This is a genomic window from Chryseobacterium pennae (genome assembly GCF_003385515.1).
In the GTDB taxonomy this organism is placed as follows: domain Bacteria; phylum Bacteroidota; class Bacteroidia; order Flavobacteriales; family Weeksellaceae; genus Chryseobacterium; species Chryseobacterium pennae.
Genome location: NZ_QNVT01000030.1, coordinates 1 through 25,870, shown reverse-complemented (window position 1 = coordinate 25,870; position 25,870 = coordinate 1). Strand labels below are relative to the sequence as shown.

The following is a 25,870-nucleotide window of genomic DNA, read 5'->3' as shown; positions in this document are numbered from 1 at the left end:
AATCTCAGAAAACAATTCAGAATATCCCAAGAACCCGATAAGTGAACTTCGCTTCAGCTTTCCCGAATCTACTTTTTCAAAAGTAAGACAATTAACATCAAAATATAAACTTACACCTTATACGTATGGACAATTGGTGTTAGCTGTCTTATTGCACAAAATTTCAGGAGTAGATAATCTCGTGATTAACTATCCGGTTGGGATTACGGAAGGCCAGGATTTTATCTTTGGAGCCCATATCAATACGGTTTTAAAAGGGTATAGATTCAATAAAGATACTTCACTTCAGGATCTTATTGATCAGAATATAGAATATACCAATCAGTTAAAAATAAGCAAAGCCCGATACTTTCCGGTTGAAGATTTAATCAGCTATGCACCTACTTCTGATATTCTAGAATATGGATTTGTACAAACCAGTCTTAAAGATGTGGTGATTCATTATGAGGGCGCAAATGATGTCATTATTAATAGCGATCTGAATGTGGATCTTGTAGGAAAGCTGTCATTCGAACAGGAGGTAAGAAACGGGCAACTCAACTATAAAGTCCGGTATGCTAATCAGGTACTCAGCCAGGAGCTGGTATTTAATTTTACTGAAATTTATCAAAAGCTGTTTATCGATATCCTTGAAGAGTTACTGGAAGGAAAAACAGAAAGTTTAATAACCCATTATCAGCTTTTAAAAGATGAAGCATTCCAGGCAGTAATCAAAGACTGGAATAACACAGGTTCTGATCACGTTGTAAGGGGGACAATTCATCAATTATTTGAAGAGCAGGCAGCCAGAACGCCGGATAACACCGCACTTGTATTCCATCAAACTAGGCTTACTTACAAAGATCTGAATGAAAGGGCAAACCGGCTGGCAAATTACCTTGTTAAGACTTATGATCTTAAGTCTGAAGATTTGATTCCTTTATGCCTGGAACGTTCAGAAAATATGCTGGTTGCTATTCTTGCCGTTTTAAAGGCTGGAGCAGCCTATGTTCCGATGGATCCGTCATATCCTTCAGACAGAGTTGAGCATATTCTTAGTGATACCGAAGCTAAAATAGTATTGGCCCAATATTCAACACAAGAAAAGGTTCAACCAGCTGAGGTTGATGTTGTTATATTGGATGATTCTACCTTCCAAAATGTAATGGCGGAAATGAATTTCGATAATCTTTCTATGGATGTAAGTCCGGATAATATGGCCTATGTGATCTACACCAGCGGAACCACAGGAGTTCCTAAAGGAGTAATGGTAGAGCATAAAAATGTAGTTAATCTGGTAGATCAGGTACAGGAGGCTTATGGTTACAGTAAAGGAGAAAAGATAACAGCCTATACTTCTTATGTATTTGATGTATCCGTCTCCGAATTTTTCAATGCTTTATTCTATGGAAATGAACTGCACATATTAGGGGAAGATATCAAGAAAGATGCAGATTCTATCAGCAGATATTTACTCTTCAATGAAATAACATATGCTTATCTGCCTCCGGTAATGCTTTCCGTATTAACACGAGTGGAATATCCATCTTTAAAAGGGTTGCTGTATGCGGGTGAACCCTGTGATTATGAAACAGGAAAATACTGGTCAGAATATACCAGTCTATATAATCTTTATGGTCCTACCGAAGCTACTATTTATGCTGTTTATAAAAAGGTACACCATGGAGATGTGCATCTTATCGGGCGACCGGTAGGAAATACAACTACTTATGTTTTGGACAAATATCTTCAGCCAGTGCCTGTAGGAGCTGTTGGAGAGCTTTATCTTGGCGGAGCAGGTATTACAAGGGGGTATCTTAACAGACCAGATCTGACTGCAGAACGTTTTATAGAAAATCCTCTTCAGGATGAAGAGGACAAGCTTTATAAAACCGGTGACCTTGTACGCTGGCTTCCTGATGGAAATATCGAATATATCGGGCGTAATGATTTCCAGGTAAAAATCAGAGGATACAGAATTGAGCTGGAAGAAATAGAAAATAAACTTCATCAGTTTCCGGGAGTAAAACAATCGGTGGTTCTGGTGAAAGAAAACAAAACAGGAATGAAATATCTTGCCGGATATTATGTTTCTGATAATGAATTGAATACTGAAGATCTTGCAGTATTTCTTTCCGGGGTTCTTCCGGAATATATGATTCCCGGAGCTTTTGTACATCTTACGGAGCTTCCGCTTACTGTAAACGGAAAACTGGACAGAAAGCAGCTTCCGGAGCCTGAATTTACAGGGAACAGAGAATATACTGCCCCACAGAATGAATTACAGGATAGGCTTTGCCGGATCTATGGTGAAATACTTGGATTGAATAGTGAAACCATCAGTATTTATGATGATTTCTTCCGTCTGGGAGGAAACAGTATCATGGCAATAAAGCTCATCAGTAAAATACAGTATGAATTGAAACTACAGTCTAATGTGGCCATGGTTTTCAGCCATAAAACAGTTGTTTCCCTTGCTGAAGTATTAAGTGGAGAAAATAATATTGCTCAACAGGAAAAAATTACACCTGTACTGGTGGGTTCCGTGGAAGAACAGCGTTTATCTTTTGCCCAGGAAAGACTTTGGTTTATTGAAAAATATGAGGAAGGAAGTAATGCTTACAATATTCCGATGGTATTTCAGCTTGGAAATCATGTGCAGGCAAAACTTCTTCAACAGTCTTTTGAACTATTGATTCAGCGTCATGAAGTATTGCGCAGTATAATCCGATCCACAGAAGATGGAATAGGATATCAGATGGTTACTGAGCAAAATATTCAGCTTTCTATACAGGATGTTCAGACAAAAGAGGAATTGGATGAGAAGATCAATATAGCTAATAATACCATCTTCCGGTTAGAAGAAGAACTCCCATTAAATGTCTCCCTTTTCACTCTGAAAGATCAGAAATACTTATCCGTTGTAGTACATCATATTGCTTTTGATGGCTGGTCTACGGATATTTTCATCAAAGAATTTAACAGTATTTATCATAGTCTTGCAGAAGGAAAAACACCACAACTTAAGGCTTTACCTATTCAATACAGAGACTTTGCTTTATGGCAGAGAAATTATCTTGCAGGAGAAACTCTCGATCAGCAGATACATTACTGGAAGGATAAACTTGAAGGATTTCAGACTCTGGATCTTCCCTTGGATCTTAAAAGACCAACACAAACCTCCTATAAAGGAGCCACGGAATATTTCAATTTGCCAACAGATCTTGTAACAGACCTGAGAGAGCTTTCAAAAGATTTAGGCGTAAGTTTATACAGCGTGATGCTGAGTGGGTATTCGCTGATGTTGTCAGCTTACTCGGGGCAGAATGATATTATTGTGGGAAGTCCTGTTGCCAATCGTCACCATGCTGGCTTGGAAGATATCATTGGATTCTTTGTTAACACGCTGGCATTAAGAGAAAAAATAGATCCCGAACAGGAAATTAAAGACTTTATTTTACAGGTTTCTCAATCGGTAATGGAAGCACAGTCTCATCAGGATCTTCCGTTTGAAAAACTGGTAGAAGAGCTGAATATAGATCAGGATATGTCCCGTCACCCGATTTTCCAGGTAATGTTTGGGCTTCAGAGCTTTGATGGCGGAATATATACAGCCAATGCTGATGAAGCCATACTGCTTCCTTTTGATGGTGATATTGATTATCAGACAGCGAAGTTTGATCTGACTATGATGATCGATGATAATGGAGAAACAGTACGTGGAATATTCAATTATGCAGTATCCCTTTTCAACAGAGATACGATTCTGCGTATGAAAGAGACTTATGTGATTCTTCTAGAGCAACTTGTGAGCCTTAGAAGTCAAAAAGAAGAAAGCTTTAAGATCAGTGGTCTTCATTTGATGACTAATAAAGATCATAAAAAGATTATAGAAGATCAGAATACAATAGAAATAGCCTATCCGGAATCACATACCCTTCACAGGCTATTTGAAGATCAGGTACAAAGAACTCCGGATCGTACGGCATTGGTATACCAGAATGTACAGTTGTCTTATCATGAGCTGAATACCAAAGCGAACCGACTTGCCCATTATCTTATTGAAACCTATAATCCTCAGCCTGAGGATATGATTCCTTTATTTCTGGAACGCTCAGAAGATATGATTGTGGCCATTCTTGCTGTCCTGAAAACCGGGGCAGCTTATGTTCCGATGGATCCATCCTATCCGGCAGACAGAATAAGACACATTCTGGATGATACTGATACAGAAATCATTCTTACCCAGGAAAAAATAGCTGAAAAAATCCAGAATATAGACCTTACGAAGAGCATTATTGCCTTGGATGAGGTCTCTTTCAGAGAACTTATTGAAAAAAGTAATGCTGAAAATCCGGAGACTGAAACGAAGTCACACCATCTTGCTTATGTAATTTATACCAGTGGGACTACAGGTGTTCCTAAAGGCGTAATGATAGAGCACAAAAGTGTGGTGAATGTAGTGACCCAGATAAGAGATGCTTATGGGTTCAGTGAAAATGAGAAGATAACGGCTTATACATCTTACGTATTTGATGTTTCGGTATCAGAATTTTTTAATGCTTTATTATATGGAAATGAGCTGCATGTATTGGATGAAACCATTAAAAAAGATGCAGACTCAATAAGCAGATATTTACTTGATCATCAGATAGCGTATGCCTATTTACCACCGGTAATGTTATCCGTATTGCCCCGTATACAATACCCAAACCTCAAAGGATTACTGTATGCCGGAGAACCATGTGATTACGAAACAGGAAAATACTGGTCAGAATATACAACCCTTTATAACCTTTACGGACCAACAGAAGCTACAATTTATGCAACCTACAAAAAAGTAGAACATGGAGATGTGCATTTGATCGGACATGCTGTGGGAAATACTTCAGTGTATGTATTGGATGCCCTTCACCGTCCGGTTCCGTTAGGAGCTGTTGGAGAACTTTATCTTGGCGGAGCTGGCATTGCACGAGGCTATCTGAACAGGCCGGAGCTGACTTCGGAACGCTTTATTTCAAATCCTTTTCAGACAGAAGAGCAGAAAAAACAAGGTAAAAACGGAAAACTTTATAAAACAGGGGATTTAGTAAAATACCATGCTGATGGAGAGTTAGAATACATCGGACGTAACGACTTCCAGGTAAAGATCCGTGGTTATAGGATTGAGTTAGGAGAGATTGAAAACAAGCTACAGGGAAATCCGGCAATCCGACAGTCAGTAGTTCTTGCAAAAACCAATAAAGCAGGATTGAAATATCTTGCCGGATATTACGTATCAGATTCAGTGATAGAATCTCATGTGATTTCAGAATTTTTGGCAGAAACTCTACCAGAATATATGATTCCGAGTGTGTATGTATATCTTGAACAGCTTCCGTTAACGATCAATGGAAAACTGGACAGAAAACAATTACCGGAACCAGAATTTACAATCAGCAGAGGCTATACAGCTCCTGAGAATAAGTTACAGGAAAGACTATGTCAGATCTATGCAGACGTTTTGGGTCTGGAAGCCTCAGTCATTGGAATTCATGAAGATTTCTTCCGTTTGGGAGGAAACAGTATCATGGCCATAAGATTGATCAGCAGCATCAAAAAAACGTTAGATATATCAATAGGAGTAGCAGTCGTATTTACTCATAAAACAGTAGCTTCCCTTTCCAACATTATTGGAAGTAATGCTGTTACGGATATTCAGGAAACTATTGTTCCGGTAGAGGTTTCTTCTCCTGAAGAGCAGAGACTGTCTTTTGCACAGGAAAGATTATGGTTTATAGAAAACTTTGAAGGCGGAAGTAACGCTTACAATGTTCCAATGGCTTTCAGATTAGGCAAAGGAATAGAACTGGATATTCTTCAGAGATCATTAGAGACTGTAGTAATGCGCCACGAAGTACTTCGTTCCGTAATCCGTACTGCGGAAAATGGAGTGGGCTATCAGGTGGTTACAGATTGTGTTCCTGAACTTCATTATAGAGAAGTTGAATCCAAAGAAGAACTGGAGAACAACATAGATCAGTGTGCCCATAAAATATTCCGTCTGGAAGAAGAAATTCCGGTGGAAACTACCATTTTCAGATGGGAGAAAGATCATTACCTGTCTGTTGTGGTTCATCACATTGCATTTGACGGATGGTCTGCCGATCTGTTCTTAAAAGAAGTACAAATTATATACAATGCTTTTGCTAAAGGAGAAAGTCCTCAGCTTCCGGCATTAAATATTCAGTATAAAGACTTTGCCTTATGGCAGAGAAATTATCTTACAGGAGAGACACTGAAGAAACAGATCAACTACTGGAAAAATAATCTTGAAGACTTTGAGGCACTTAGTTTGCCTTTAGATTTCAAACGACCAGCCAATATCTCTTATGACGGAGCAAGCGTTCATTTTAGCCTTTCTCCGGAAGTAGGTCTAGGATTGAGAGCTATTTCCAGAGAATGGGGAGTAAGCTTATACAGCGTGATGTTAGGTGGATATTACATGATGCTTTCTGCTTATTCAGGGCAGGAAGATATTGTGGTGGGAAGTCCGATTGCAAACCGTCATCATGAAGGTCTTGAAGATATGATCGGTTTCTTTGTGAATACGCTGGCGTTGAGAGAGAAGATCAATGCAGAGCAGGAACTTAAAGACTTTATTCTTCAGATTTCAAAATCAATAACAGAAGCGCAGTCTTATCAGGAACTGCCATTTGAAAAGCTGGTAGAAGAACTGGATATAGAGCAGGACACGTCAAAACATCCTGTTTTCCAAGTGATGTTTGGAGTTCAGAGCTTCGGAATGAATCCTGATAGTGAAGCTGTATTTACCCCTTTACATCATGAGATCAATTATCAGGCTGCGAAGTTCGATCTGACAACGATGATTGATGATGGCGAAGAAACAATCAGAGGAATATTCAATTATGCGACTTCTCTTTTCAAAAAAGAAACGATTCTGAGAATGCAGAATACTTACGTTCTTCTTCTGGATCAATTAGCTAAAATAGGAGAGAGTAGCGATAAAAATATAAAAATCAATGAATTCCGTCTTCTGGAAGATTCAAATTACAGCCAGATCACAGAAGATTGGAATGAAATAATTTCTGACTATGCTTCTGATAAAACAATTCATCAATTGTTTGAAGATCAGGTGGCAAAAACACCTGATGCTACAGCTTTAGTGTATCAGGACATTGAATGGTCTTATCAGGAACTGAATGAGAAATCAAACCGCCTGGCAAATTATCTGATCAATACGTATGATATTCAGCCGGATGATCTGATTCCTTTATGTCTGGAACGTTCCGAGAATATGCTGATGGCCATACTGGCTGTATTGAAAGCTGGTGCTGGTTATGTTCCAATGGACCCTTCTTATCCGTCAGAAAGAATTGAACATATCCTTCAGGATACGAAAGCCAGGGTTATTTTAGGGCAGGAAAGTACAATGAAACAGCTGGAAAATCAAACTGTTGATGCCATTGCATTGGATGAGGTTACCTTTAAAGCAATACTTGAAACCTTTGATTCTAATAGTCCTGTTACCAACGTTAAGAGTAATAATTTAGCGTATGTAATTTACACCAGTGGAACAACAGGTATGCCTAAGGGAGTACTGATAGAGCATAAAGGAGTAGCCAATTTGATACAGCAGCATGCTAAAGAATATGGATTTATCTCTGAACAGCCTGTTCTGCAGAAAAACTGTCTTTGGTATGCCAACTATGTATTTGATGCCCATGTTGCTGAATTATACCCGGCACTTGTACATGGACAGTCTGTACATCTTCTGAATAAAGAAACCCAAACAGACCTGGTTGGATTACAACAATATATAATAGAAAAAGATATTAAAGTTGCTACCATCCCACCGGTTCTATTAACTAAAGAATACATCCTTCCTTTAGAAACGCTTTTGGTTGCCGGTGATATCACCAATCCACAGGTCATGGCTCTGTATAAAAAACATGGAGTAGATTTGGTCAATGCTTATGGGCCAACAGAAAGTACCGTATGTGCAACCTTGCACCATTATAACGAGGATGAAAATCCGTTAAATATCGGAGGTCCGATCGGGAATGTAAAAGTTTATGTTTTAGACCAACACTTAAGACCTGTTCCTGTAGGAGGAGTGGGAGAGCTCTATGTAGGAGGAGCAGGAATCGCAAGAGGCTATCTGAACAGATCTGACCTTACAGAAGAACGTTTTGTCAAAAACCCTTTCCAGACTTTAGATCAGAAGACAAAAGGAGAAAATGGACGTCTGTATAAAACAGGCGACCTTGTGCGTTGGCTACCGAATGGTGAGCTAGAATATATCGGAAGGAATGACTTCCAGGTAAAGATCCGCGGCTATAGAATCGAATTAGGTGAGATTGAGGATAAACTGTTAACCTATCCGGGAATCCGTCAGTCAGCAGTATTGGCTAAGGAAAATAATGCAGGCTTAAAATATCTTGCAGGGTATTATGTTTCTGAAAACCCTATAGATTCAGCAATCCTTTCAGAGTATTTATCTCAATCATTACCGGAATATATGGTACCAGGGGCATTTGTTCACTTAACCTCTTTTCCATTGACAATCAATGGTAAACTGGACAGAAGAGCATTGCCGGAACCCAATTTTACCGGAAATAAAGAATATACAGCTCCGGAAACAGAGCTGCAGAAGAAATTATGTCAGATCTATAGTGAGGTTTTAGGTCTTTCTTCAGGCAGTATCGGCATTCATGATGATTTCTTCAGATTGGGTGGAGACAGTATTATCAGCATTCAGTTGGTAGGAAGAATCCGTCAGCAGATGGAAATAAGACTGAGTGTTAAAGAAGTTTTTGCTGCCCGTACTACAGCTTCTCTGGCATTACTGATAGAGAATAAAAGGAAAGAAGAGGAAAACCACATCGTTTCAGAACAGGGATTATTACAGGGTGAAGTTCCACTTTTACCGATTCAGGAATGGTTCTTCAGTCAGATAAAATCAGGATATTTAGAAGATTTCAACCACTGGAATCAGGCCTTCCTTATTAATGTTCCAAAACTTGATAAGGAGCTGTTGGAACAGTCTGTACAATATCTTATTGAAAGACATGATGCCCTCAGACTTCAGTATCAGCATAAGAACGGAAAATATATCCAACAGTATAGTGAAGCGAAAACACTCTCAATCAATTATCTCAATATTTCAGGCCTGAATCAGGAAGAAATATCAGGGGTTTTGACTGATTGGCAGTCTCATTTTGATATTGAAAGCAGTCCGTTATATAGTATTGGATATATTGATGGTTATCAGGATGGTAGTGCAAGGATTTATTTTGCATTCCATCACCTGATTATTGATGCTGTAAGTTGGAGAATTATCACCGAAGATTTAAAAAATATTTATCAGTCTCTTGAAAAAGGAGATATAAAAACAATTACATTCTATACCAAAGGAACCAGCTATCGTCAGTGGGTAGAAGCTGTAAAAACATACAGATCAGAATCTCAGGAACAGGAGTATTTTCGTTGGAATACCATTGCAGATACTGTTGAAGAGAATAATAGAAATCTGGAACTTTTCATAGGTGAAGATTACCAGCAGAGTCAATTGATGATATCTGAAGAAACAACGCAAAAGCTAATCAGAGGAGTTCATCAGGTTTACAATACACAAATCAATGATCTGTTACTTTCTGCATTATCTCTTGCGCTTTCAGAATTAACCGGACAGGAAAATCATTCTGTTGTTCTGGAAAGCCATGGCCGCGAAGAAATATCCAATCATCTTGATATTACAGAAACAGTAGGTTGGTTTACTTCTATGTATCCGATGCTTTTAACCAAAAGAGAGGATTGGGCAGATACTGTAATTGGAACTAAAGAATCACTGAGAAGTATTCCTCACAACGGAATCGGCTATGGAAGCCTGATGGGTTATACAGAGCACGAGTTGCCTAAAATCAGCTTTAATTATCTGGGACAACTGGATCAGGAAACCGGAGAAAAAAACTGGTTTATTGCTGCTGAAGACACTGGGCTGAGCATTGGAAATAAAAATAAAGACAGTTATTATATCAGTATCAATGGTGCTGTCATAGGCGGTAAGCTTCAGTTTAAAATTTCCGGTCATCTGAAGGATAAGCAGATTAGTCAGTTCTCAGAATCTTTTAAAACAAAAATAGAGGAAGTTATTGACTGGCTTTCACAGACAAACAGAAGCTTTTTGACTCCATCCGATGTAGATTATATAGTTGAAGAAAGTCAGCTTGCAGATATTCAGAAAGAAGGTGAAATAGAAGGAATTTATCTGGCTAACAGTTTACAGGAAGGATTTGTATACCACGCTCTAAATCAAGGCGAAACAGATGATGCTTATCGTGTACAGCTGATTTGGGATTATTTTGCCGAAATCAGTCCTGAAAATCTGAAAAAGTCGTGGGAATTTACCCAAAAACGATATCCTGCATTAAGAATAAAATTTAACTGGAATGGAGAAATCGTTCAGGTTATCGATAAAAAAGGAAATCTGGATTGGAGGTATCAGGATATCAGCAGCATCAATGAAGAGGATCAGAATAGCCTGATTGAAGAAATAACACAAAATGACCGTTTTGAGGTTTATGATTTATCCAAAGGAAACCTTTTCAGAGTTTACCTTTTCAAACGAGGAGAAAACCATTATAGCTGCTTGCTAAGTAACCATCATGCAATTCTGGATGGATGGAGCTTACCTGTTATTCTGAACAGTGTTCATGAATCTTATCTTCAGCTGAACAAAAATCATCAGCCTGAGCTTGTAGCTGATACAGCCTATACAGATACCCAAAAATATCTGCAGCAAAATAAAGAGATCAGCAGCAGTTTCTGGAAAAGTTATATGGATCAGATTGAAGATCAGGAAGATCTGACTAATCTGTTGAAAGAAAGTCAAAGGCATACAGATCTGGGTATTTATAAGCATATTAAAGACCATCAGGATGTAGAACTTTTGATAGAAGGTGAGCAATATCAGCAATTAAAAGAATTTACCCAGGCAAATGGCTTTACTGTAAATGCTGTCCTGCAGTATTTGTGGCATAACCAATTGAAGATCTATAGCAACTCGGAAGTTACTGTGGTGGGAACCACCATATCGGGAAGAAACCTTCCTGTTGACGGAATAGAATCTTCTGCAGGACTTTACATCAATACTTTACCACTTATTGTAACCCATGAAGAAGGTAAGGTTAAAGATCATATTATAAAAATACAGGAGAATATCAGTGAGCTTAATAGTCATAGTGATGTTAACCTGGCCGCCCTTCAGCGTGACGGACGCAGAATTTTCAGCAGCTTATTTGTGTATGAAAACTATCCTGTTCCTCAGGGAGAAAATAACAACGAATTAGGATTTGTATTCAGAGATGCAGTAGAAAAACTGGATTATCCGCTGGGAGTAACAGCTTTTGAGCGTGACGAGAGGGTTTCACTGGTGATAAGCTATGAAGGACATCTGTTTGATAATGGAATGATGAATCAGCTGCTCAAAGGCATGAAAACAATTCTGAATCAACTATTGGAAGATCCTGAAATGAATTCCAAAGATCTGTCTTATATCACTTCCGAAGATGAGAAAAAAATAATCCTGGACTGGAACAATACTTGGACTGAATTTCCAACCGGAAAAACCATCCAAAGTATGTTTGAAGCGCAGACAGCTAAAACACCGGATCGCATAGCTTTGGTATATCAGGATGTAACCTTATCTTATAGAGAGCTTAATGAGCGTGCAAACAACCTTGCCAACTATCTGAACAATACTTACGATCTCCAGCCAGATGATCTTGTTCCTTTATGTCTTGAGCGTTCAGAAAACATGCTGATTGCTATTTTAGCCGTATTAAAATCCGGAGCAGCTTACGTTCCGATGGATCCTACCTATCCAACAGACAGAATGGAACACATTCTTCAGGATACACAGGCAAAAATAGTTATCACCCAGAATAATGTTGAGGCAAAATTCAATGAAATTCAGTCAGCAAAAGCAGAAATTCTGTTGTTAGATGATGAAAAACTGATAGAAAAGCTTAAAAACAGCAGTATTGATAATCCGGTTAATCAAACTCAGGCAGACGACCTGGCTTATGTGATCTACACCAGTGGAACAACAGGAATGCCTAAAGGAGTAATGATTGAGCATACAGGAGTGATAAACCTGGTTAGCGATCTTTATACCCGCTATAACCTGAATGAATCCGAAATTATTCTTCAGTTTGCCAACTATGTATTTGATGCCTCGGTAGAGCAGATTTTCTTAGGATTATTGAATGGTTGTCAATTACTGTTCATAGACAATCAGGAAATGCTGAATGAAGAGGAATATATCAGAAAATTAAAAGAGCATAAAGTAACCTATCTGCCTTTTACACCATCTGTATTACAAAATATAGATGTTACAACGGTGGAAACTGTACGAACATTAGATTCCGGAGGGGAAGCTTTGCCGGCAGATCTGTATAACAAATTGAAAAAAGGAGACTTCCTGTTTGTCAATTCTTATGGGCCTACAGAAGTTACCATTACTTCCCTTGTAAATACCAACCGTGATATCAACTGTATTGGTCGCCCACTCAATAATACAAGTATATACGTTCTGGATCAGTTTTACCGTCCGGTTCCGGTAGGTGCTGTAGGTGAGCTTTATATTGGAGGAATCGGAGTAGCCCGTGGATATTTGAACAGACCTGATCTTACCGAAGAACGATTTGTTCATAATCCTTTCCAAACAGAAGAGCAGAAAATCAAAAGTGAAAACAGCAGGATTTATAAAACCGGAGACCTTGTACGCTGGCTTCCGGACGGAAATATTGATTATATCGGAAGAAACGATTTCCAGGTAAAAATAAGAGGATTCCGTATAGAGCTGGGAGAAATAGAAAACAGATTACTGCAGTATCCGGGAATTCGCCAGGGAACAGTTCTGGTGAAAGAGAACAATGCCGGACTGAAATATCTTGTAGGCTACTATGTTGCTGATACAGGAATAGACACTCGTCTGATTTCAGAATTTATGTCAGAGACACTCCCTGAGTACATGATACCCGCTGCATTTATGCATCTGACCACGTTACCACTGACGATCAATGGTAAGCTTGACAGAAAGCAGCTTCCTGAACCTGAATTTACCGTAAATAAAGAATACACAGCACCTCAAAATGACCTGCAGAAAAAGCTTGTAGAGATTTATGGAGAAGTGCTGGGATTGAATGCAGAAAATATTAGTATCCATGATGATTTCTTCAGATTAGGAGGGAATAGTATCATGGCGATCAAACTAATCAGCAAGATCAAACAGAGTGTAGAATTACAGGTAAATGTTGCTAAAATCTTCAGCAATAAAACAGTAGCTACCTTAGAAAAAGCTCTGATGGAAGACAATAATCCAACAGAGCAGGTAAGCTTAAAACCTGTTAAAATAAATACCCCGGAAGAGCAGAGATTATCCTTTGCTCAGGAAAGACTTTGGTTTATAGAAGCTTATGAAAAAGGCAGCAATGCCTACAACATTCCGATGGCCGCTGTTCTGGATGAAAAAACAGATATTGATGCTTTAAGTATGGCCTTAAAGACTGTTGTAAACCGCCATGAAGTACTTCGTTCAGTTATTAGAACGACTGAAGAAGGAGTAGGATATCAGGTGGTTACAGACTTACTTCCGGAAATTAAAACAACAGAAGTACATACCAGAAAAGATCTCGATCAGTGTATCAATCAATGCGCCAATAGGGTATTTAACCTTGATGAAGAAATTCCGGTACATATAGAATTATTTACATTTGAAAATCAGACTTATATATCCATTGTCATCCACCACATTGCTTTTGACGGATGGTCTACCGATATATTCCTGAACGAAGTGCAGACAATTTACAATAACCTGATTAAAGGAGAAGTTGCTGAACTTTCAGCATTGAAAATTCAATATAAGGATTTTGCTTTATGGCAGAGAGATTACCTTACAGGAGACCGTCTGGAACAACAGATCGGCTATTGGAAAAATCAGCTTGAAGACTTCCAGAATCTTGATCTTCCGACAGACTTCCGAAGACCTTCACAAATATCATATGAAGGAGAGAACCTGTACTTCAATCTGACTGCAGGACAGGGTGAAAAACTTAGAAAATTATCCAAAGATCTTGGAGTAAGTCTTTATAGTGTAATGCTTGGGGGATATTACCTTATGCTTTCTGCTTATTCAGGACAGGATGATATTGTAGTAGGAAGCCCGATTGCTAACCGTCACCATGCCGGATTAGAGGATATCATCGGATTTTTTGTGAATACACTCGCTTTAAGAGAAAAAATAGATCCGAAACAAAGTCTTAAAGACTTTATTCTTCAGATATCAAAATCCGTGACAGAAGCTCAGTCTCACCAGGATCTTCCATTTGAAAAACTGGTAGACGAACTGGGAATCGAACAGGATACTTCAAGACATCCGGTCTTCCAGGTAATGTTCGGATTACAGAATGAAACGGAACTTATTCAGAATGAAGAGGCTCTGTTTTATCCATTTGATGGAGAACTTGGCTATCAGGTAGCGAAGTTTGACCTGACTACCATGATTGATGACAATGGAGAAAACATCCATGGAATGTTCAATTATGCTAAAGCAATATTTTCAAGGGAAACGATTCAAAATATGATCGATTCTTATCTGTTTTTGCTTAATCAGATTGCAGAAACTGATGAATATGAAAAAACAGAGCTTTCAGGATTACAGCTTGTTCCACAGGAAAACTATAAAAATATTACTGAAAACTGGAATGCTACCCGTAAGGAATATCCATCAGAAATGACTATTCATGGGCTGTTTGAAAATCAGGTTGAAAAAACTCCGGATCAGACGGCAATAGTATATCAGAATGTCAAACTGTCTTACAAAGAATTAAACGAAAGAGCTAACCGTCTTGCCAACCATCTTATTGAAGCTTATCATCTTCAACCGGGTGATCTCATTCCTTTATGTCTTGAGCGTTCAGAAAATATGCTGATTGCTATTCTTGCCGTATTAAAGACTGGTGCGGCTTATGTGCCAATGGATCCTTCATATCCATCAGACAGAATTCATCATATTCTGAAAGATACAGGGGCAAAAATAATATTGGCAGAAGAAAAAACGGCTGATAAAACAGAACATTCAAATGTAATCGCATTGGATGAGGTTAGTTTTAAAGCAATACTTGAAACAGCTGATTCTAATAATCCTGCAACCAGTACAAAATCTACAGATCTGGCGTATGTTATTTACACCAGTGGAACAACAGGATTGCCAAAAGGAGTAATGATTGAACATCGTGGAGTGATAAACCTCATTGGATCAATGATAAAAGCCCATCAGCTTGAAGGATTTCAGGAAGTAGGATGCTATTCCAATTATGTATTTGATGCCTTTGTTTATGAAGTGTTCCCGGTGCTTTGTAACGGAAATACCTTATGGTTGTACAGCAATGATCTCAGAACTTCAGTAGGAGAGCTTAATGACTATATCAATGAAAATAAAATAGAAGTTTCATTTATACCTCCGGTTCTGTTGAGAGAAATCGTTGAAAATGGAACAAGTCTGAAACTGATTTTTGCAGGAGGAGAAAGCTTCCCGTCTTTAGATCAGAATATTGATGATATTATCCTTATTAATGAGTATGGCCCGACAGAAGGAACTGTTTGTTCTACTTTACACCATTATAAAGACGATTACAATCCATTAAACATTGGAGGACCAATCGATAATATGAGCGCTTATGTACTGGATCAGCACCATCGTGTTGTTCCGGAAGGAGCTATAGGAGAATTGTATATCAGTGGAGCCGGAATTGCCAGAGGATATCTGAACAGACCAGAGCTTACTGAAGAACTTTTCATTGCCAATCCTTTCCAGACCAAGGAACAGAAAGAAAGAGGAGAAAATGAACGTCTGTATAAAACAGGAGACTTGGTACGTTGGCTAGGAAATGGTGAATTGGAATATATCGGAAGAAATGACTTCCAGGTTAAAATAAGAGGGCACAGAATTGAGTTGGGGGAAATTGAAAATACCCTGCAGCAATATCCTGAAATCAAACAAACCGTAGTTTTAGCTAAAGAAAATCAGGCAGGACTGAAATACCTTGCAGGATATTATGTGTCTGATAATGTGATAGACTCTGATGTGATTTCAGACCATTTATCAGCATCATTACCAGAGTATATGATTCCGGCAGTGTTTGTTCATTTAACCTCTTTACCATTAACAATCAATGGAAAACTGGATAGGAGAGAGTTGCCGGAACCGGAATTTACAGGCGGAAAAGAATATACAGCTCCTGAAACTGATCTACAGAGAAAATTATCCACAGTTTATGGTGAAGTATTGGGAATTCCATCTGAGGCAATCAGCATTCATGATGACTTCTTCAGACTGGGGGGAAACAGTATCATGGCTATTAAACTTATCAGTAAGATTAAGCAGGTCTTAGGAACACAAATTGCTGTAGCAACTGTTTTCAGTCATAAAACGATAGCTTCACTTTCTCTTGTGTTGGCAGATGAAAATAATGCAGCAGAACAGATCGTTATTACTCCTGTCACGGTAAATTCTCCGGAAGAACAAAGATTATCCTTTGCTCAGGAAAGGCTTTGGTTTATCGAAAATTATGAAGGCGGAAGCAGTGCTTATAACATCCCAATGGTTTTCCGTTTAGATGAAAAAACTGATCTGCAGGCATTATGTAAAGCTTTGGATGCCGTTATAATGCGTCATGAAGTACTTCGTTCCGTGATCCGTATGACAGATGATGGTTTAGGCTGGCAGGCTGTGATAAACGATCTTCCGGTAATCCATCAGGAGGAAGTAAAAACGATGGCTGAACTGGAAGAAAAAGTAAGCCTTATTGCCAATAAAGTCTTCAATCTTGAACAGGAACTGCCTGTCAATATCCATATTTTCAAACTTGAAAATGAGTATTATCTGTCTGTGGTTATTCACCATATTGCATTTGACGGATGGTCTGCAGGAGTATTCCTGAAAGAAGTCATCCATATTTATGAAGCCATTAAAGAAGAAAAAACTCATGATCTTCCGGATTTAAAAATTCAGTACAAAGACTTTGCTTTATGGCAGAGAAATTATCTGACAGGTGAACGCTTGGATACTCAGGTTAATTACTGGAAAAATAAACTTGGTGGTTTCCAGAATCTAGATCTGCCATCAGACTTCAAGAGACCGGCTCAGATGTCTTATGACGGAGACAGTATTTATTTCCGTATCAATGAAGAGCAGAGCCAAAAATTACGGGAATTGTCAAAAGATCTTGGTGTAAGCTTATTCAGCATCCTTTTAGGAGGATATTATCTGATGCTTTCTGCTTATTCTGGACAGGATGATATTGTGGTAGGAAGTCCTATTGCCAACCGTCATCATCCAGGTTTGGAAGACCTCATAGGTTTCTTTGTCAATACCTTAGCGTTAAGAGAAACCATTAATCAGGAGCAAAATACTAAAGATTTTATCCTGCAGGTAGCCCATTCAGTAACAGAAGCACAGTCTTATCAGGACCTTCCGTTTGAAAAATTAGTGGAAGAATTGGGTGTGGAGAAAGATACATCCCGTCATCCGGTATTCCAGGTGATGTTTGGTCTTCAAAGCTTTGGCGAAAACCTTTCCGATAATCAGTCAATCCTTTATCCGTTTGCAGGAAAGGTAGATTATGAAGTCGCTAAATTTGATATTACCACTATGATTGATGATAGTGATGAAAGCATTCATGGAATGTTCAACTATGCTCAATTGGTATTCTCCAGAGAAACAGTGAATAACATGATGAACTCCTATCTGTTTATGCTTGAGCAGATAGCGGATACTAAAGAACAAAAAGATCTTAAGTTATCTCAATTAACTCTTATTTCTCAGGAACAACAACAATCCGTATCAAAATTATGGGCCTCAGAAACTCATTATTCAGATCAGAATACCATTCATGGTTTATTTGAAGCACAGGTTGAAAAAACTCCGGATCACACAGCTATTGTCTATCAGGATATAAGATTATCCTATAAAGAGCTTAATGAACGTTCCAATCGTTTGGCAAACTATCTGATCGCAACTTATGATCTTCAGCCGGATAATCTGGTTCCGTTATGCCTTGAACGTTCTGAAGATATGCTTGTCGCTATTCTGGCTGTTTTAAAAGCCGGAGCAGCCTATGTTCCGATGGATACCTCATATCCGGTAGAAAGAATTAAGCATATTCTTGAGGATACAGGTGCAAAAATAGTATTGGCCCACAACAGTTCAGCGCTAACCGTTAAAGAAGCTTGCGGTGAAACGGCCGCTATGCTTATTCTGGACAGCTATGAACTAACGAAAACTCTTGAAAACAGCAGTATTTCCAACCCTGTAACTCAGGCAGAACCACATCACATGGCTTACGTGATCTATACCAGTGGAACAACAGGAATGCCTAAAGGAGTAATGCAGGAACATCGGAATGTAGCACGTCTTTTCAGTGCAACCGATCATTGGTATCAGTTTAACGATCAGGATGTGTGGAGTTTATTCCATTCCTATGTATTTGATTTCAGTGTATGGGAGATCTGGGGAGCGTTACTGTATGGAGGAAAACTTTTAGTACCATCTTCAGAACAGACAAAGGATACTAATTTATTCTTCAGCCTGTGTCTGAAAGAAGGGCTTACTGTATTAAATCAGACGCCAACCGCTTTCTATCAGTTTATTGATACAGCCCTTCAGCGTGAAGAACTGCTGACAGAGCTGCGCTATGTGATATTCGGAGGAGAAGCATTAAACCTTGCCTCTTTAAAACCATGGTATGAACGTTACCGTTCAAAACCTGAATTGATTAACATGTACGGAATTACTGAAACAACTGTCCATGTTACCTATAAAAAATTAAGTGTAGAAGACCTGAACAAGGCCTCTCTGATTGGAGAAAATATCCCTGACCAGGCGATGTATATCCTTGATGCCCATCTTCGTACCGTTCCTGTAGGAGCTGTAGGAGAATTATATGTGGGCGGAGCGGGAATTGCAAGAGGTTATCTGAACAGACCGGAACTTACAGCTGAACGTTTTATACAGAACCCTTACCAGACTTTAGAACAAAAAGAATCCGGGAAAAACGGAATTCTGTATAAAACAGGAGATTTAGTTCGCTATCTGCCTGACGGAGAACTTGAATACATCGGAAGAAATGACTTCCAGGTGAAGATCCGTGGTTACAGAATCGAATTGGGAGAAATAGAAAACAGACTCCTGGAATATCCGGAAATAAGACAGGCTGTAGTTCTTGCCAAAGAAAATAAAGCAGGAATGAAATACCTGGTAGGCTATTACGTTTCCGATGCTGCTTTGGAAGTTGAGAAGATCACAGAATTTTTATCCGAAGTTCTACCGGAATATATGGTACTTGCAGCTTTTGTTCATTTAACTTCATTACCATTAACGATCAATGGAAAGCTGGACAGAAGGCAGCTTCCTGAACCAGAATTTACAGGCGGAAAAGAATACACCGCTCCACAAACTGAGCTACAGAAAAAATTATGTCAGATTTACGGTGAAGTTCTTGGGCTGGATGCTTCAGGAATAGGTATTCAGGATGATTTCTTCAGGCTCGGTGGTGACAGTATCATCAGTATTCAGCTGGTCAGCAGAATAAGACAGCGTTTAGAAACAAGAATAAGCGTTAAAGATGTATTTGCTTCAAAATCAGTAAAAAATATTTCCGAACTGATCGAAAATAAAGCAAAAGAAGAACAAACCCGTATTCTGACAGAGCAGGGGCCGCTTGCAGGACCTTTATCATTCCTTCCGATCCAGGAATGGTTCTTCCAATTGGTAGAAGAGGAATATATAGGCGATCTGAATCACTGGAATCAATCCTTTTTGATTAAAGTTCCTGAGCTGAACAGAGATTTGCTGGAGCAAAGTGTTAAACTGCTTATTGAAAAACATGATGCCTTCAGAATTCATTATCCGAAAGAAAACGGAAAATATACCCAGCAATACGGAATCAACACCATACCGGAAATAAAATATCTGAATGTTTCAGAAACACAGCCGGAAGCACTTTCAGGTATCCTTACAGAATGGCAGTCGCAGTTTGATATTGAATTGGGGCCGCTATTCCAGATTGGATATATGGAAGGTTATGAAGATAGAAGCGCAAGGGTTTTCTTTGGACTTCATCACCTGAGCATCGATGCTGTAAGCTGGAGAATTATTACCGAAGACTTAAAAAATATATACCAGACCCTTGAAAAAGGAAATACCGTTGAGGTTCCGGTAAAAGGAAGCAGCTACCGTCAATGGATTGATGCTATAAAATCCTATAAGAGCGATGATTCTGAATCAAGAGAAACAGAGCATGCTTATTGGAATACAATAACGGATACAGTAGCAGAGAGCAATGATATACTGAAAGGAGTATCCTCTCCGGAATATCATTCTTCCAACCTCATGCTGGAAGCAGGATATACAGAAAAGCTGATAAGAGAAGTACATCATGTATACCATACTCAGATCAACGATTTGTTGTTATCTGCATTGGCTTCTGCACTTTCAGACCTTACGGGTGCGTCTGCTCATGCTGTTCTGCTTGAAGGACACGGTCGTGAAGATGTATTTGGAAATATGGATATTACAGAGACCGTTGGTTGGTTTACCTCTATGTATCCACTTCTTCTGAAAGCTGGAAACGATATAAAAGATACCGTGGTTCTGACCAAAGAATCCCTGAGAAGCATTCCAAATAACGGAATTGGCTACGGAAGTCTTGTTGGTTACACAGAAAGAGAGCTTCCAAAGATCAGCTTCAACTATCTCGGACAGCTTGATCAGGAAGAAAGTACAGGAGAGAAAACCTGGTATATTGCCGGAGAAGACAGCGGGAAATCTATGGGAGATAAGAACCGTGATAACGATATTATTACGGTAAACGGAGCTATTGCAGACGGGCAGCTTCGCTTCGGAATCTCAGGATATCTTTCACAGGATAAGGTTGATCTTCTGACAGAAAAATTCAAAGAATATATTCAACGAACAGTTGATGAGTTAATAACTGAAAAAAGAAACTGGCTTACCCCTTCAGATACAGGAAATATTGTTGGAAGAGAGCAACTGATGCAGATCCAGGAACCAGGAGAAGTTGAAGGTGTTTATTTGGCCAACAGTTTACATGAAGGATTTGTTTACCATGCCTTAAGCCAGGGAGATAAAGATGATGCCTACAGAGTACAGATCATATGGGATTATCTTGCTGAAATCAACCCTGAAATGCTTAAAAAAGCATGGTCATATACCCAAGAACAGCTTCCAACACTGAGACTTAGATTTGAATGGAGTGAAGAGATTGTACAGGTTATTGATAAAAAAGGAATACTGGACTGGCGTTATCAGGATATTCAGGATATGACCGAAGAGGATCAGGAATCTTTAATTACAGAAACGACTCAAAAAGACCGTTTTGAAGTATATGATCTGTCTAAAGGAAGCCTGTTCAGAGTCTATCTGTTCAAACGTGCAGACCAACGTTATACTTGCCTTTTCAGCAACCACCACGCTATACTTGATGGCTGGAGTATGCCTGTATTCCTGACCATGATTCATGAAGCATACCTAGCACTAATAAAAGGAAAAGCCCTTTCTCCCGCTCCGGATAAAGCGTATGCTGAAGCTCAGAAGTTCCTTCAGGAAAATAAAAACAAGAACGGCAGCTTCTGGAAAAACTATATGGGGCTTCTTGAAGATCAGGAAAATCTGAATTGCCTGGTTAAAGAATCCCAGGAACATATTGATCTCGCTGAATATAAACATATTGTAGATCATCAGGCAGTAAAAATGCTGATTGTAGGGGAGCAGTATCAGAAACTGAAAAGATTCACATCTGATAATGGACTGACAGTCAATGCTGTACTTCAGTTCTTATGGCATAGGCAGCTTAGCTTATATAGCAATAGTGCAACAACCGTTGTAGGAACAACCGTATCCGGGCGAAGCATTCCGGTAGATGGAATAGAATCTTCAGTGGGACTTTATATCAATACATTACCATTGATTGTGAACCATGAAGATGGTAAAGCAGTAGATATTATAGCAGAAATTCAGCGCAGAATTAGTGAGTTGAATACACATAGCAGTGTTAACCTGGCAAGTCTTCAACACGATGGACGAAGAATTTTCAGCAGTTTATTTGTGTATGAAAACTATCCGGTACCTAACGGAGAGGAAGATAACGAGCTGGGAACATTAGGGTTTGTATTGAAAGAATCCGTAGAACGTCTGGATTATCCACTAGGAATCGTTGCTTATGAAAATGAAGATGAGGTACTGTTAAAGATCAAATATGACAGTTTCTTATTTGAAAATGAAACGATGCAGCAATTGCTTCAGGGAATGGAAACAGTCCTTGAGCAGCTCTTAAAAACTTCAGATATTAAATCGGAAGACCTGTTCTATCTTACTTCAGAGCAATATCAGAAGATAACAATAGACTGGAATGCTACAGAAATAGCTTATCCTGAGCAATATACCATTCATAAGCTGTTTGAAGAACAGGTGGAAAAAACTCCGGATAATATTGCTTTGATATTTGAGGATATACAGCTTTCCTATCAGGAGCTGAATCAAAGAGCAAACCGTCTGGCTCATTATCTTATTGAAAATTACGGTCTTCAGCCTGATGATCTGGTTCCGCTATGTATTGAACGTTCAGAGCATATGCTGATCGCTATTCTCGCTGTTTTAAAAGCCGGAGCAGCTTATGTTCCGATGGATCCAACTTATCCGATAGACAGAATTGAACATATTCTGCAGGATACCGGAGCAAAAATTATTCTTACTCAGGAAGAGGTAGAAGAAAAACAGGGAATGTCCCAAATGGCAGAAACAATTCTGCTTGATAGTAAAGAAATACTTGAAATACTTGAAAATTCAAAGGCTGAAAATCCTGTCACTCAGGTCACATCAAATGACCTTGCCTATGTCATCTATACCAGTGGTACCACAGGGCTTCCAAAAGGGGTAATGGTAGAGCACAAAGGAGTGATCAACCTGATTGAAGATCTGTTTTCCCGTTATCAGTTAGGAAATACAGAAGTGATCCTTCAGTTTGCCAATTACATATTTGATGCATCCATCCAGCAGATGTTGCTTGCAATATTGAAAGGAAGCAGCTTATTATTTATTAAAAACCAAAAGATACTCAACGAAGAAACGTTTATAGAAACCCTTAATAATCATAATGTTTCTTATGTACACCTTACGCCAACGGTATTACAGAGCATAGATTTTACTCAGGTTAAGAACCTGCATACACTGATTTCCGGAGGAGAAGCAATGCCGGCAGATTTGTTTAAAAAATTAAGCGGAAGAGACTTTAGGCTGGTAAATTCCTATGGGCCTACAGAAGTGACCATCACCTCCATTGTCAACCCGGAAGGAAAGAATACCAACATTGGCCGACCACTGAACAATACTACAGTATATGTATTGAATAATCATCTTCGTCCAGTACCTGCAGGAGCTATCGGAGAGCTTTATATCGGCGGAGAAGGAATGACCAGAGGATACCTGAACAGACCGGAGCTTACAGCAGAACGTTTCATCAGCAATCCTTTCCAGACCTTAGAACAAAAAGGAAAAGGTAAAAATGGTATCCTTTACAAAACAGGAGATTTGGTACGCTACCATGTCAACGGAGAGCTGGAATATATTGGAAGAAATGACTTCCAGGTGAAGATCCGCGGTTATAGAATAGAGCTTGGCGAAATAGAAAATACTTTATTGCAATATTCCGGTGTAAAACAATCCGTAGTATTGGCCAGAGAAAATAATACAGGAATGAAATACCTGGTAGGCTATTATGTTTCAGAAACGGCTATAGACCCGGATCAGTTTACTGCATTCCTATCTGAGGCTCTGCCTGAATATATGATTCCTGCCGCTTTTGTACATTTAACATCACTTCCGGTAACCATCAACGGTAAATTAGACAGAAGAGCACTTCCGGAGCCGGATTTCACAGGCGAAAAAACCTATACAGCTCCGGAAAATGAACTGCAGGAAAAACTATGTCAGATCTATGGAGATGTTCTGGGATTAAATACTTCAGCTATTGGTATCTATGATGATTTCTTCCGCCTTGGAGGAAACAGTATCATGGCCATCAAGCTGATCAGCAATATCAAAAGAGTGCTGGATATAAGAGTAAGTGTAACCGTTGTATTTGCTCACAAAACAGTTGCTTCTCTTTCTGAAGCTTTGGCAGGTGAAAATATTAACGAACAGGATGTTATAGCTCCTGTAAAAGTCTCCTCTCCAGAAGAACAGCGACTTTCATTTGCTCAGGAAAGGCTGTGGTTTATTGAAAACTACGAAGGCGGAAGCAATGCGTACAATATTCCTATGGCTGTCCGTCTTGATGCAAAAGTCAATATTCCGAAGCTATGCAAAGCGCTTGAGACGATTGTAATGCGTCATGAAGTGCTACGAAGTATTATCCGTTCTACAGACGAAGGAAAAGGGTATCAGATTGTAATGGATAAAGCTCCTGAGATTCATACCCGCCACGTTTATGCAAGAGAAGAACTGAATGAGGCAATAAACATTGCTTCAGCTAAGATTTTCCGTCTGGATGAAGAATATCCTATAGCCATCAATCTTTTCAGATTAGAAAGTGATCATTATCTCACCGTTGTCATTCATCATATTGCATTTGACGGATGGTCTACCGATATATTCCTGAGAGAGCTGCAAACAGTTTATGATGCTTTGGTTAATAGTCAGGATTATGAACTTCCGGAATTAAAAATTCAGTACAAAGACTTTGCCTTATGGCAGAGAAGCTATCTTTCAGGAGAACGCCTTGATAACCAGGTTGGATATTGGAAAAGAAAGCTGGATGATTTCCAGACTCTGAACCTTCCAACAGATTATAAAAGACCTGCTCAGGTTTCTTACGAAGGAGATACCATTGATTTTATTATCGACCCTAAAGTAGCGGCAAACCTTAGAAATACCTCTAAAGAACTGGGAATAAGTCTCTACAGTGTAATGCTGAGCGGATATTACCTGATGCTGTCAGCGTATTCCGGTCAGGATGATATCCTGGTAGGTAGCCCTATTGCGAACCGTCATCATGAAGGACTTGAAGATATTATCGGATTCTTTGTGAATACCTTTGCTTTAAGAGAAAAAATAGATCCGGAACAGAGTCTTAAAGATTTTATTATTCAGGTATCGACCTCCGTTATAGAAGCACAGTCTCATCAGGATCTTCCGTTTGAAAAGCTTGTAGAAGAGCTGGGAGTGGAAAAAGATATGTCCCGTCATCCTGTTTTCCAGGTGATGTTCGGACTGCAGAGCTCTGGAGGAAATTCTGATAACAGAGAAGAATTATTCCATCCTTTTGAGGGACAGACAGACTATCAGGTAGCTAAATTTGACCTGACAGCGATGATTGATGATGGAGAGGAAACCATAAAAGGCTTCTTCAATTATGCAAAAACAATCTTCTCCAAAGAAACGATCACTAGCATGATCAATTCTTATGTATACCTTCTCGATCAGGTGTTTGGTGCTGATAAAGTCATTAATCTGGAAAATATCAGGCTGGGTAATCTTGACCTTGTATCTCCGGAAGAAAATAAAAAGATTATAAAAGAATGGAATGCCACGGAGAATGCATATCCGTCAGACAAAACAATTCATGAGCTGTTTGAAAATCAGGTTGAAATAACGCCTGATCATACAGCTTTAGTCTATAAAGATGTCAAGCTTTCTTATAAAGAGCTAAATGAAAGATCCAACCGTTTAGCCAACCATTTAATAGCTGCTTATAACCTTCAGCCAGACGAACTTGTTCCATTATGTTTAGATCGTTCCGAGAATATGCTG

At 39.0% G+C, this 25,870-nt stretch carries 1 protein-coding gene; it reads left to right on the top strand.

Annotation, left to right across the window (positions count from 1 at the left end; genetic code table 11):
• Positions 1–151 precede the first annotated feature (151 nt).
• Positions 152–25,870: non-ribosomal peptide synthase/polyketide synthase (locus DRF65_RS23135; RefSeq protein ID WP_123947424.1), on the top strand; the 25,719-nt coding region annotated here is incomplete at its 3' end.